A 12,654-nucleotide genomic window follows, 5' to 3' on the forward strand; every position below is an offset into this window, starting at 1 on the left:
TGGCGAAGTCGTAGTCCACCGAAGCGCCGATCTCGTTTGCTCTGCGTCGATGAGAATGCACTACGTCGCTCGACGAAACGTGCCGGGGTGGGAACTCCCAAGATCACATTTCGGCAGCTGCGAGAGTGAGTGCCTGGGCTGTCTGAAACCAAGAAACATCATTGCCATAGGGCGTGGCGCAGTGCCGGCTCGGGCAGTTTTTTTCAGCTCGCTCCCCGCGATGACTTGAGCATGGCATTAAACGTTTGCGTCGAATGTCGCCGTGTCGCAACGAAGATTCAGGTTTCGTTCTGTTTGTCACCCTCGCTCTTACGATAATGTGATGAGCATCCCGTTTTTAACATTTCAGGGGTACAGCACATATATGATGCAGCGGCGGACAAATCGGTACGCGTAGCCTCTGGGGGAGGGGTCTTGAGAATTCTGTCTGTTTTCGGCACTCGTCCTGAAGCGATCAAGATGGGGCCATTGGTGGGGGCTTTGGCGAAAGCACCCGGTATCGAGTCGATCGTGGCTACCACTGGTCAGCATCGCGCGATGTTGGATCAGGTGTTGGGGTTGTTCCAGATAACGCCGGATCATGATCTCGATGTAATGGTTGGCAATCAGACTTTGAATGGGCTGTGTGCACGCCTGTTCGAGCGTCTGGATGAGCTCTATGCACGCGTCCAGCCTGATCTGGTGCTGGTGCATGGCGATACCAGCACGGCGATGAGTGCGGCAATGGCCGCTTTCCATCGTCGTATCCGTATCGGTCATATCGAAGCGGGGCTGCGCACTGGCAACCTGCAGCAGCCTTGGCCGGAAGAGCTCAATCGCCGCATCGTTGATCTGGTCGGTGACTATCTGTTTGCGCCGACGCCAGAGGCTGCGCGGAACCTTGCAGGTGAGCGACCGTTTGGAAAGCTCATCGTGACCGGCAACACCGTGATTGATGCCTTGAAGCAGACCGTGGAACGCATTGAGCGGGATGACGCGCTGCGTGGGTCCATCGACGCCGGCTTGCCGTTGCGCGAGGGCCGCCGCCTGCTTTTGGTTACCGGCCATCGTCGTGAGAGTTTTGGCGGTGGCTTTGCCGAAATATGCACTGCGTTGGCGGCTCTGGCGCGCGAGCCAGACCTGGACATCATCTATCCGGTGCACCTCAATCCGAACGTGCAGGGGCCGGTGCATGCGCAGTTGGCGGGGCTGGAGAATGTCCATCTGCTGCCGCCGCAGGATTACCTCAGTTTCGTCAGGCTGATGCAACTTGCCGATGTGGTGCTGACCGATTCCGGCGGCGTCCAGGAAGAGGCCCCGGCATTGGGACGTCCGGTCCTGGTCATGCGCGATGTCACCGAGCGCCCGGAGGCGGTGCAGGCGGGTGCGGTAAAGCTCGTCGGAACCTCCGCCACACGCATCATCGATGGTGTTCGCCAAGCGCTCGCGGCGCCGGCCAAGCCCGCCATATTCAATCCGCTTGCCAGCCCCTACGGCGATGGCAGTGCGAGTGATCGCATCGTAGCGGCGCTGTTGGGGGCGCCGTATTCCGAGTTCATGCCACAGCTGTCGTTACGGGCAGCGCGGGCGAACGCACCACATCTTATCGAGCACGCCGAATGAGTAATTACGCATACCGAGCCGGAAATTTGAGTACGTCGTTGTCGTTGGTGGCGCTTTCCATGGCAGTTTCGCTGCAGGCCTTCGCCGCCGATTCGGTCAGTGGTCAGTTCCGCGAGTGGGGCGAAAATACCGTTGTTTCGCGCAGCATGACGCTGCGGGATCTCGGTTTCACCGAGCCGGTGAGCCTGCGTGGGCAGGACAACCAGCGCGAGCTCTATTTGCCGGTGCCGGCGGGTGTCGCCACCCGCAATGCGCAGCTGCAGTTGGATGCGCGCTATCTGCGCGGCCATCCGGGCCGTACTTCGAACCTGTTGAGCATCGACGATGATGCCGTGGCCGCACGTACCATCACCGACGCGCAGGGCGACCTGAGTCAGTTGATCGGCATTGATGGTTTTCCGCGCGCCACCGGCTTCGTGCGCTTCGGCATCGGCTGGTGGTCGGTGGTCTCGGACTACCAGTGCACGGACCAGAGCGCTCCAGCCAATGTGTTGCGGATTGGCCCCGACACACGCTTCAGCTATGAATTTGATCGACGTGCAATTGATACCGTTGCCAAGGCGTGGACCGCATTGCCGCGGCAGGTGCGCTTGCTGGTGGATGGTCGCCAGCTGGACGCGGCCAGCTACGACACGGCGTGGCGGGTCGGGGCGGTGCTAGAAGCAGCTGGCAAACGTGTGACCGTGCAGGCATTGCCCAAGGTCGGTGACACGTTGGACACCACCGGCTTGCAGATCCCGGCCAGCCTGTCGTCGGTTCCGGCCTATGCGGCGCTGTCTGCGGCAAGCGCGCAGCACCGTATAGCCAATGAAGCCGAGATCGGCGCGTTGTTGTCATTGGGCAAGGACGGTGTGCTGCCGGTAGATGTGGCCGTCGCTGGCCCGGCCTTGCAGAGTGCGGTCAAGCGCGCATTGGACGCGTTGGGCAGCCAGGTGGCGGCAACGGATGCCGATGGCGCAGCCGCGTTCAATGCGTGGCGCAAGGACAGCATGGCGACGTTGGAAGCCGCCATGCCCGGCAACGGCGTGGTTGCCGGCGTGGTCGCCGGGCAGCCTGTGTTGGCGGTCGGTACCGGTGCTGCGGCTGAAGTGGCGGGGCTGTTCAGCGCGCAGTGGCGCGCCTATGCATTGGGCCAGAACCTTCAGGTTGCCAAGGCACAGCAGCTGATGACCGACAAGGGTGTGGTGTTGCTGGATCGCCTGGGTGCGTTCTCCGGCACCCAGGACATCATTGCGCGCAGTGACCGCACCGCCAATGCCGACCTTGGTCTGCTGTCGGGCGAGGGTCGCCTGCCGAAGGAAGTGGTCATCGACGTATCGGCCGCGCCCAATGCCAGTGGCGAAGGCGCAGTGGCGTCGATCTTCTTCAACGATTATCTGCTGGGTGCCAAGGTGTTGAACACCGACGGCAAGCCGCAGCGTATCCGTGCAAACGTGCCGCTTTACGCGATTACTGCGCGCAACCAGGTGCGTGTTTCTTTCCTGCGGCAGCCGGCGCGCCCGTATTGCCACGACCCGGCGACGGCGTATCCCGTGACGGTACTGCCCAGCAGCCATATCGTGCTGGCCGAGCGCGGTACCGCACCGGATTTCGTCGGCGCGGCTGCTCATCTTTCCGGTGCGCACAAGGTGTTGGTGCCTGCGGCGTGGTTGCAGAATGCGCCTGCAACGCTGCAGACCGTCATCCGCGTCAGCAGCGCGGTTGGGGCCTCGGTGGAACGCGCAACGATGGAAGTGGTGAAGGAAAAGAGCGCTCCGGCCCAGAGCCAGTCGTATCTGGCGTTCAACGTGTCACCGCAGGGCAGCACCAGCGCGGCCGCAGTTGAAGGCGGTCATCTGCGCATCACCGGCAAGGACCAGGACACGGTGCTGGATCTGGCAGGTCTGGATCGTTCAGCGTTGGTGGAGGTGAGCGGTGATGGCGCCAATACCGGTGTCATCTACCGCGAGCTGGGCAACGGCATTGCAAGCATCGCTGAGCCGTTCCGACTGGTGCGTGGCTCGGTGGCGCTGCTGGATGGCCGTGGGCTTGTACAGGACTTCGATCGCGAAGATCCCGAAGGGCTGCGTATCGCCGTGGATGGCAATCCGCAGCCGGTGTGGCAGCGGCACATGGTGTTGTTGCTGGTGCTGGTCGGGGTGATCGTGTTGATGCTGCTGGCTGCACGCATTGCGCAGATCCGCAGGCGTCGCAAGACCGACGGTGCGCACTGATCGGTCATGAGCTCCGTTCTCTGGAACATTCATCTGGCCAACTACCACGCAGCCCTTGAAGCGGCTGCGGTGGTACTGGCTGTGCTGATCCTGCTGTCGAGCCTGGACGATCTGTTCATCGACGCCTGGTACTGGACGCGGCATCTGTGGCGCAGGCTGACGGTGCTGAAGCGCTCTTCCTACCGGCCGCTGTCGGTCGATGCGCTGATGGAACGCCCGCAGCAGCCCATCGCGATCATGGTGCCAGCCTGGGCCGAGTACGACGTCATCGCGCAGATGGTGGCGAACATGATCGACGTGCTCGACTACCAGGAGTACGTGATTTTTGTCGGCACCTATCCCAACGACACGCAGACCATTGCCGAAGTGGAGCGCATGCGTCGACGTTACCGTCGACTGCAGCGGGTGGAGGTGCCACACCCCGGACCAACCAACAAGGCTGACTGCCTGAACTGGCTGGTACTGTCGATCTTCGAGTACGAAAAGCGCAATGACATCGAGTTTGCTGGCGTGGTGTTGCACGACAGTGAGGACGTGCTGCATCCGTGGGAGCTGCGTTTCTATAACTACCTGCTGCCGCGCAAGGACATGATCCAGCTGCCGGTGACCTCGCTGGACCGGGAATGGTACGAGCTGGTCGCCGGCACCTACATGGATGAGTTCGCCGAATGGCATGCCAAGGATCTGGTGGTGCGCGAAAGCCTGTCCGGCACCGTGCCGTCGGCGGGCGTCGGCACCTGCTTCTCGCGCCGCGCATTGCTGGCGCTGAGCGAGGAAACAAACAACCAGCCGTTCAACACCGACAGCCTCACCGAGGACTATGACATTGGCGCTCGGCTTGGGCGGATGGGTATGCAGTCGATCTTTGCCCGCTTCCCGGTGGAGTTCCGCGTGCGGCGCCCATCGTCATGGTTTGGTTGGGGCGGCGCACGCGAGCGCACGGTGAAAATGGCCTTGTGCGTGCGCGAGTATTTTCCCGACAACTTCCGCGCCGCGTACCGGCAGAAGGCGCGCTGGGTGCTGGGTATCGGCATGCAGAGTTGGGAGACGCTGGGCTGGGGCGGCAGCCTGGCCAACCGTTATCTGTTGCTGCGTGATCGCAAGGGCATCATCACCTCGTTCGTCAGCATTCTGGCCTACGTGTTGTTTGCGCAGCTGCTGCTGTTCTGGTTGTTGAAAGTGACCGGCGTGTGGACGATGGAATTCCCCACGGTATTCCAGGCCGGCTCATGGCCGATGCGCATTGCCTTGTTCACCACTGCTGCGCTGGGCATGCGCGTGCTGCAACGCATGTATTTCGTCAATCGCCTGTATGGCTGGGAACATGCACTGATGTCGGTGCCACGCATGATCGTGGGCAACGTCATCAACTGCGCGGCCACTGCGCGCGCCTGGCGCTTGTTTGCGGGCTACCTGCTGCTCGGCAAGAAGCTGGTCTGGGACAAGACCATGCATGATTTCCCCAGCAACTCCCAGCTGGTGCAGACGCGCCGGCGTCTGGGCGAACTGTTGGGCGTGTGGCAGGCGGTGGAACCGGCACGCTTGCAACAGGCGCTTGATGAACAGCAGGACGGACGACAACAGCCGTTGGGTCGGATCCTGGTATCGCAGGGTTGGCTCGACGACGAAACCCTGGCTGAAGCTATTTCCTTCCAGGAAGAATTGCCGCGCGCCAGCATCGACGTGGACTACCTGAAGCAAGGTTACTTCCCGCTGTCGGTGGATGCCTGCGTGCAGTGGCGGGTACTGCCGCTACCCAGTGCCACCGCGGATGTACTGCGCTTGGCCGTTGCCAGCGCGCTGCCCGAAGCGACGCTGCAGATACTGGCTGAGCACGCCAAGGTGGAGCAGGTCGAGCAGCTGATTGCCCGCGAAAGCGAGATCAATGCTGGCCTCCGTCTGATCTGTGGTTCGGACTATCGGATCAATGCGGTGCCCTTGCTGGGCGATCTGCTGGTGGAAATGAAGCTGATCTCGCGTGAGCACTTCCAGGCCGCGCTGGACGAGTACCGGCCACACCGCGATGGCCGCATCGGCGACTACCTTGTACGCCGGGGTGTGGCCAGCGAGCAGGCCATCGCCACCGCAGTGGAAGAACAACAACGACGTGCCGATGGAGCACGTCTGCACCCGGATGTGTTCCTGGCATGAGCATGAAGCTGCTGAAACCCCTCGTTGCTTTCGTACTTGCTGGTGCCAGCGTGACAGCGCTGGCGCAGGAGTTGCCGTTATCGGGTGCTGCGTACCGGGTGGCCGAGCAGGCGTATGCGGCGTATGCCCGCGGTGACTATGCGGAAGCCGCGCGGCAGGCCAGCGAAGCGGTGCGTTTGCGTCCGGACGTGCAGCGTCTGCGCGACCTGCTGGCGCAGTCGCAGGCGCGGGCCTCAGGTCGTGGCGGCTCCAATGTCGCGCGCCCGCCGGGCCGCACCACGGCGGCAGGCACATCGCGCCCGGCTGCCAGCCGGCAGGCCGCTACTGCAGCCACGGCGAGGCAGACACCGTTCGAGAAAGGCTATCCGCTGGCCACCGAAGCCTACGCCAGCTACTACCGCGGTGAGATGGCGCTGGCCGAGCAACAGGCCGAACAGGCCTTCCGCATTGATCCGACCCAGGGAACCTGGGCCATGTTGTGGGTGGATTCGCTGGAAGCCCAGGGCAAGCCGGATGCCGCCTTGCAAGCCCTGCAGACCGCAGTGGATCTTGGCGCGAAGAACATCACCGACCTGGAGGCACGCAAGCTGCGCATCAAGCGTGCGCAGGCGGTGGCGCCGGCGCAGGCCGGTTACGCCGCGATGATGGCATTTCGTCCTGCCGATGCCGTGGCACCGGCCCGCGAAGCGGTCGCATTGGCGCCGGAATCGGCCAGTCATCGGTTGCTGCTGATCAGCGCATTGATGCTCAACGATGAACTGGAAGCTGCCGTGCAGGCCGCCACGGATGCACTGGTGCAGGACAGTGAAGACATCAATGCCTTGGTTTTGCGTGGCTATCTGCTGCAACGGCTGGGGCGTGATGCAGGCGCCAATGCCGACTTTGACCGAGCACTCGCACAGGATTGGCTGGACGAGCAGCAGCAACACAACATCCGCCTGCTGGCGGTGGATGCAGCCTTGGCCGCCGGCGACGCCGAGCGCGCCGGCATCCTGCTGGATCCGATGGATGCCAATGATGAGGCGGTGATCAGTCGCCGCGCCGCGTCGCGCAAGCGCTCTTTGGCGCGGGCATTGGATGCAAGTCATTTCCCCGCGCCGTTGCAGGCCTGCCGTGACACGCCTTACGGCACCCAGTGCGAAATGCGGCCCGCCGACCAGACTCTGGATACACCGGCGGCCCGCGCCTATGCGGCCTATGGTCGCCAGCAATGGGCCGAGGCGATCAACCAGGCGCAGGCGGCCGTGCGGGCGAGCCCGGATGATCCGGCCATGCAGCGGCTGCTGACGTCGACGCTGGCAGCGGGCAATGCCGGGCAGCGGGCGCAGGCCGTACAGCGTTTGGATGAAGGCCTGCAAAAGGAACCAGGCAACGTCGACCTGCTGATGCAGCGTGCCAACCTGCACCAGCGTGCAGGCGAGGCCGCGCTTGGTCTGGCGGATCTGGAAGCGGCCGCCGCCACCGGCAAGGCACCGCCGACGATTGGGCTTGACCAAGCCTACGCGCGCATTGGCATGGGCGAGCGCGGGCAGGCGTCGCAGCAGATCCGGCAATCGCTGGAAAGCTCCGAACGCGGTGAACTGACACTGACGCCAGAACAACGGCGCTATGCGCGTAATTCGTTGACTGAACTGGAACGGCGCTGGGGCATCACCGCCAGCGTCGGCTGGCGTGGTGCGCGGCAGACCACCGCCACGCTGGGCGGTGCGGCGCTGAGCACGCCAGGCGATGCGGCCTTCAGCTCGGTTGAGGCCTATTGGCGGCCGATCGCCTACCAACCCAACGTTGAGCTCTACGCACGGCTCACCAATGTGCTGTACGACGGCGGCGGCAAGTACGAAGCCTTGCGCAACATCGACCCATGTACCGGTGAGGATCTGGGCGGGCTTGATGACACGCAGAATGGAATGACCACGCGCACCGCCACGGGATGGCCCAGCAGCATCGCTGCGCTGGGTGCACGCTTCCGGGTGCCGGGCACCGGGCTGGGCTATGGTATCGAGCGCCGCCAGTTCATTGGCTCTGCCAACCGCCATGGTGGGCTCTACGCGCAGACAGCGGCCGAGCAATGCCGGCTTTCCGCAACCGTCGGTCGCGGCGAAGGCGTGCAGGGGCGGTATCAGCTTGACGATGCCGCCGGTGGCTGGATGACCTATCTGTCCTACGGCTGGTACCACGGTGCTGCCAGCAGCCCGGATGACCGCAGCTGGCCGAACATGCAGCTGTATGCACAGGGCGGTTATGCGTGGAGCAACAACGATGCGGATTTCCGGGTCGGCCGCATGGACGTCAACGGTGTGCAGGTGGAAGAGGTGCGTTCCAGCGGGCAGCTCAAGCGCAGCCAGCTGTTTGCTTCCAGCGAGTTCCGCTTTGGCTGGAGTTATCGCCCGCGTACGGCCAGCGACAACTGGACCCTGAACCCGTTTGCGGTAGTGGGTGCTGACTGGTACCGGCAGCGTGATCGAGCACAAGGCGTTGTCTATCCGGATGGATCACGGCAGAGCTTCCGCCTGGCTGCTGAAGATGGCGACCTGGCGCTCGGTGCAGGTGTCGGTATTGGTGTCCGTCGACTGTTCCGCGAGGACCGCTTGCATGGACCGCGTTCGTCGTTCGATGCCAGCGTGCAATACCGCTTTGCGCTCAACGGTGACCAGGCCGAACGCAACCGCGGGCTTTTCATCAACATGACGTTGTCTTACTGAGCATGACGATCGAACTGGGAAACATGGGTATGAAAAAAACAGGATGGGTGATGCGTGCCGCCGTCGCGATGGCGCTGGTTGCGGCGACGCTGGCCGCGCCGTTGCAGGCGCAGCAGTCGGACGTGGTGATCGTCGGCAAGGAAGGTTGGTTGTTCCCGGCGTGGGGCAGCTTGAGCGAGGTGGATGAAGCTGCAGTGCAGTCTTCGACCGCGCTGATTGCCGACGCCAAGCAGGCATTGGCGGCCCGCGGTGTGCAGTTGGAAGTGCTGGTGCTGCCGGACAAGGTCACCTTCTATGAAGATCGGCTGCCCGAGGGCCGGGTGGTCAGTGATTCGGTGGCCAAGCGCTACGACACCATCCGCAACGCATTGCAGGCGGCCGGTGTGGATACGCTGGATGCACGCAAGGTATTGGCCGATACCCGCGCCACCGGCAAGGACGTGTTCTATCGCAGTGATCAGCACTGGACCCAACCGGCGGCCGACGCCGTCGCCGACGCCATTGCCGCGCGCATCAAACAGAAAGTGCCGAACCTGGCCGGTACGCCAGGCACCGGCATGCCGCTGGGCAGCGAAACACGTGAGCGCCGCTATGGCGACCTGGCCGAGCTGTTCCTGGACCCTGCGCAACGCGCGGCAGTTGGCCGCGACACCTTCGTGGTGCGGCGCGCAGCCGAAGGCCAGTCGTTGCTGGACGACGACAAGGCACCGGTGCATGTCACCGGCCACAGCATGGTGCAGGCGTACTTTGGTTTCCCGCAGAAGCTGTCCAATGCCATCGACCGGCCGGTGACGGTGAACTGGAAGTCCGGCAACGTCGGGCCGTGGGTGGTGTTGCTGGAGTACCTGGAATCGGCCGAGTTCCGTGACAACCCGCCGCAGGTACTGGTGTGGCAGATGTTCGAGCCGGTATACGGCTTCGGCCCGGCCGCGCAGGGGCAGTGGGACAACGCATCGATCATGACCGCTGCACAGTGGCAGCAGCGCCTGCACAAGGCGTTGGGGCATTGATTCGATGAGTACTCGTCCTGGTGCGCCGGCGCCATTGCCGGCCGCAGTTCCTGCGCGCGTGCACCGTGCCACCTCCTGGGTGGTGTTTACGCTGCTGCTTGGAGGTTTCTGCGCGGGTGTATGGATGTTGGCCAAGGCGCAGCTGCCGGCGGACAAACTCACGCCGTCGCAGTGGACGGACGGCGCGGCGGGCAAGGTCATCAACGACGCGTTGAAACTGCCGATGCAGGGCAGCGCCGATACCTGGAATGCCGCCTTGCGTTATCGCCTGCTGGGCGACACCGGGGCGCAGGTAGCGCTGGGCTGTCCGGGCTGGTTGTTCTATCGCGATGGCCTGCGTCCGCAACCCGGCGTCGGCAGCGAGGTGTTCGAGCAACGTATCAAGCTGATGCAGCATTGGTCGCAGCAACTGCAGGCGCAAGGCGTGCAACTGCTGGTGACGGTGGTGCCGGACAAGTCGCGGGTCGAACAGGCGCATGCCTGTGGTCTGCGCCACTCGGCACCGATGCGTGAGCGCTACGGCCGCTGGCAGCAGGCCTTGCACGCCGTTGGCGCTGGCAGCGTGGATCTGTTGCCAGCGCTGCAAGCCGGCAACGCACCGTTGTTTTTTTCGACTGACGTGCATATGAATCGCACCGGCGCACAACGTGCGGCCGACGCGGTCGCTGCGCAGGCGCTGCCGTTGCTTGGCGGCACAGGTACACAGGCGTTCGAGGTGGGCCCGCTGGGTGCACCGCAGCCGCGCATGGGCGACCTGATCGTACTGGCCGGTCTGGAACATGCGCCGCCGGCATGGCGACCTGCGCTGGACATGGAGCCGGAACAGGTGATCGCCCCGCTGCGTGGCGGCGGACTACTGGATGACACCCCACCGGTGGAGGTGCTGCTGCTGGGCAGTTCCAATGGTCGCCGCAGCCTGTTCGCCGAGCGTCTTGGCAAGGCGATGGGGCGTGAGGTGTGGAACCAGAGCCTGGATGGCGGCCAGTTTTCCGGGGCGCTGCTGGCCGCATGGCCGCAGCGAGCGCAATGGCCGCCGAGCCTGAAACTGGTGATCTGGGAATTTTCCGAGATGGCGCTGTCTTTGCCGTTGACCGACGGCGAGCAGGCGGCATTGGCCGATATCGACTGAGCGCCTGACGACGATGCTGTTCAACTCTTTCCTGTTTCTGCTGATTTTCCTGCCCATCGCGCTCGGCGTGCACTACCTGTTGGGCGCGTTGCGGCCTCGGTTGGCGGCGCTGTGGCTGTGCGTGGCCTCGTTGCTGTTCTATGGCTGGTGGAACCCCCAGTTCGTGGTGCTGCTGTCGGCCTCGATCCTGTTCAATTACCTGGTCAGCCTAGCCATTCTGGGGTTGGCCAAACGCCCGCGCATGCAGACGCTGGTGACCGGTCTGGGCATCGCGGCGGACTTGGTGTTGCTGGTGCACTACAAGTACGCCGCAGCGATGGTGACCTTTGTCCATGACCTGGGTTTTGCGGTCGGGCCGATGGACGCACTGATTCTGCCACTGGGTATTTCCTTCTTCACCTTCACCCAGATCGGTTACTTGCTGGACTGCCGCGCCGGCGTGGTCAACGACCGCAGCCCGCTGAGCTACGTGCTGTTCGTGACGTTCTTTCCGCATCTGATTGCCGGCCCGATCCTGCATCACAAGGAGATGATGCCGCAGTTCAGCAAGCCGGAAACCTACCGTTTCAAGGCCGACAACCTGTCGGTGGGCGGCATGCTGTTCGTGATCGGCCTGGCCAAGAAAGTGTTGTTGGCCGACAGCATCGCGCCGTATGCCGATGCCGGCTTCGCCAGTACCGGTGAGCTGCAGTTCTGGGGTGCGTGGGCCACCGCAACCAGCTACGCGCTGCAGCTGTATTTCGATTTCTCCGGTTACTCGGACATGGCGTTGGGCCTGGCGCGGATGTTCGGCATCCGCTTCCCACTGAATTTCAACTCACCGTACAAGGCGACCAGCATCATTGATTTCTGGGCGCGCTGGCATATCACCTTGACCCGTTACATCACTGCCTACCTGTACTACCCGGTGGCGATGGCGGTGACGCGTTGGCGCAGTCGCCATGGTCGTCCCAATGGTCCCGGTGCAGTGGCAACGGCCGGCGGTTTTGCCTCATTGATCGTATTGCCCACCGTTTTTGCGATGGGGCTGGCGGGTATCTGGCATGGCGCCGGCCTGCAGTTCCTGATCTTCGGCCTGTTGCATGCAGGTTATCTGGCCATCAACCACGCCTGGCGCATTTTCCGTGGCGGTCCCATGGCCGCGGCTCAACGCAAAAGCAATTGGCTGCAGCACCTGGGCTACCTGCTGTTGACCTTCGCCGCAGTGCTGGTGGCGCAGGCGTTCTTCCGTGCCGATGGCGTGGCCCAGGCGTGGCAGCTGGTGCAGGGCATGGCCGGCGTGCGTGGCTGGGAAAGCATGGAGAGCCTGACATACCTCGCCGGTATGGGCGTGGCCGATGGATGGCGCCTGCTGGCCGGTCATCATGTGCAGTTGCTGTACGTTGCGGTGCTGTTGGCCATCGTGTGGCTGGCACCCAACGCGCACCAGATCATGGGCGTGTATTCGCCGGCGCTTGCCAAACCTGATCCGGCGCCGCGCACGTGGATGCGTTGGCAACCCAATTTCCAATGGCTGCTGGTGATGCTGTGCCTGCTCGCGCTGTGCCTGCTCAACCTGCACAAAGAAAGCCGTTTCCTTTATTTCCAGTTCTAGACAAGGAGCAACACGATGGACATGCAAGCACTGCAGGGCCAATTGATCGACACCGTGGAGGCCGTCATCGGCGTACGCGTGCAGGCTGACGAGTACATGGAGTCGTTGTTCGACTCGATGTCCAAGGTGCAGCTGATGGTGGAAGTGAAAGACCGTCTCGGCGTGACCTTGCCGGTGGATGAGATCGATACGCTGGTCGAATCGGTGCAGGTGCTGGCCGACTACGTGGCCTCGCGCCGCAACGCCTGATTAC

General features: G+C 63.3%; 8 protein-coding genes. All 8 read left to right on the forward strand.

The genetic code is table 11. From position 1 onward, the window contains the following. The first annotated feature begins 414 nt into the window (after nucleotides 1–414). The 8 genes from wecB to ACVOK8_RS00255 are packed head-to-tail and all read left to right on the forward strand — an operon-like array spanning nucleotide 415 to nucleotide 12,650. Nucleotides 415–1,602: a non-hydrolyzing UDP-N-acetylglucosamine 2-epimerase gene (gene wecB, locus ACVOK8_RS00220; protein WP_481565039.1), complete on the forward strand. Its 1,188-nt coding sequence runs from the start codon at nucleotides 415–417 to the stop codon at nucleotides 1,600–1,602. A gap of 59 nt (nucleotides 1,603–1,661) precedes the next feature. Beyond that, a complete protein-coding gene (locus ACVOK8_RS00225; RefSeq protein WP_481565040.1) occupies nucleotides 1,662–3,815 on the forward strand; it encodes a cellulose biosynthesis cyclic di-GMP-binding regulatory protein BcsB in 2,154 nt (717 codons plus the stop codon). A gap of 6 nt (nucleotides 3,816–3,821) precedes the next feature. Next, a complete protein-coding gene (locus ACVOK8_RS00230) occupies nucleotides 3,822–5,966 on the forward strand; it encodes a glycosyl transferase family protein (RefSeq protein WP_481565041.1) in 2,145 nt (714 codons plus the stop codon). Then, a complete protein-coding gene (locus ACVOK8_RS00235) occupies nucleotides 5,963–8,668 on the forward strand; it encodes an NfrA family protein (protein WP_481565042.1) in 2,706 nt (901 codons plus the stop codon). Before ACVOK8_RS00230 ends, ACVOK8_RS00235 begins: the two co-directional genes overlap by 4 nt. A gap of 29 nt (nucleotides 8,669–8,697) precedes the next feature. Continuing rightward, on the forward strand, nucleotides 8,698–9,678 hold the full coding sequence (locus ACVOK8_RS00240) for an alginate O-acetyltransferase AlgX-related protein (protein WP_481565043.1): 981 nt from the start codon (nucleotides 8,698–8,700) through the stop codon (nucleotides 9,676–9,678). A gap of 4 nt (nucleotides 9,679–9,682) precedes the next feature. Then, nucleotides 9,683–10,807 (forward strand): alginate O-acetyltransferase AlgX-related protein, encoded by a 1,125-nt coding sequence (locus ACVOK8_RS00245; RefSeq protein WP_481565044.1) that lies wholly within the window; start codon nucleotides 9,683–9,685, stop codon nucleotides 10,805–10,807. Between the two features lie 13 nt (nucleotides 10,808–10,820). Continuing rightward, entirely contained in the window at nucleotides 10,821–12,401 is a 1,581-nt protein-coding gene (locus tag ACVOK8_RS00250) for an MBOAT family O-acyltransferase (RefSeq protein ID WP_481565045.1), read from the forward strand. A gap of 15 nt (nucleotides 12,402–12,416) precedes the next feature. After that, on the forward strand, nucleotides 12,417–12,650 hold the full coding sequence (locus ACVOK8_RS00255) for an acyl carrier protein (protein ID WP_481535231.1): 234 nt from the start codon (nucleotides 12,417–12,419) through the stop codon (nucleotides 12,648–12,650). The last annotated feature ends 4 nt before the right edge of the window (nucleotides 12,651–12,654 follow it).

This window comes from Stenotrophomonas sp. STEN083, from assembly GCF_056759195.1.

What these genes read in the sequence shown, in the direction of transcription:
- ACVOK8_RS00225 (WP_481565040.1), top strand. Translation starts at nt 1,662, where the DNA reads ATGGCAGTTTCGCTGCAGGCCTTCGCCGCCGATTCGGTCAGTGGTCAG.
- ACVOK8_RS00230 (WP_481565041.1), top strand. Translation starts at nt 3,822, where the DNA reads ATGAGCTCCGTTCTCTGGAACATTCATCTGGCCAACTACCACGCAGCC.
- ACVOK8_RS00235 (WP_481565042.1), top strand. Translation starts at nt 5,963, where the DNA reads ATGAGCATGAAGCTGCTGAAACCCCTCGTTGCTTTCGTACTTGCTGGT.
- ACVOK8_RS00240 (WP_481565043.1), top strand. Translation starts at nt 8,698, where the DNA reads ATGAAAAAAACAGGATGGGTGATGCGTGCCGCCGTCGCGATGGCGCTG.
- ACVOK8_RS00245 (WP_481565044.1), top strand. Translation starts at nt 9,683, where the DNA reads ATGAGTACTCGTCCTGGTGCGCCGGCGCCATTGCCGGCCGCAGTTCCT.
- ACVOK8_RS00250 (WP_481565045.1), top strand. Translation starts at nt 10,821, where the DNA reads ATGCTGTTCAACTCTTTCCTGTTTCTGCTGATTTTCCTGCCCATCGCG.
- ACVOK8_RS00255 (WP_481535231.1), top strand. Translation starts at nt 12,417, where the DNA reads ATGGACATGCAAGCACTGCAGGGCCAATTGATCGACACCGTGGAGGCC.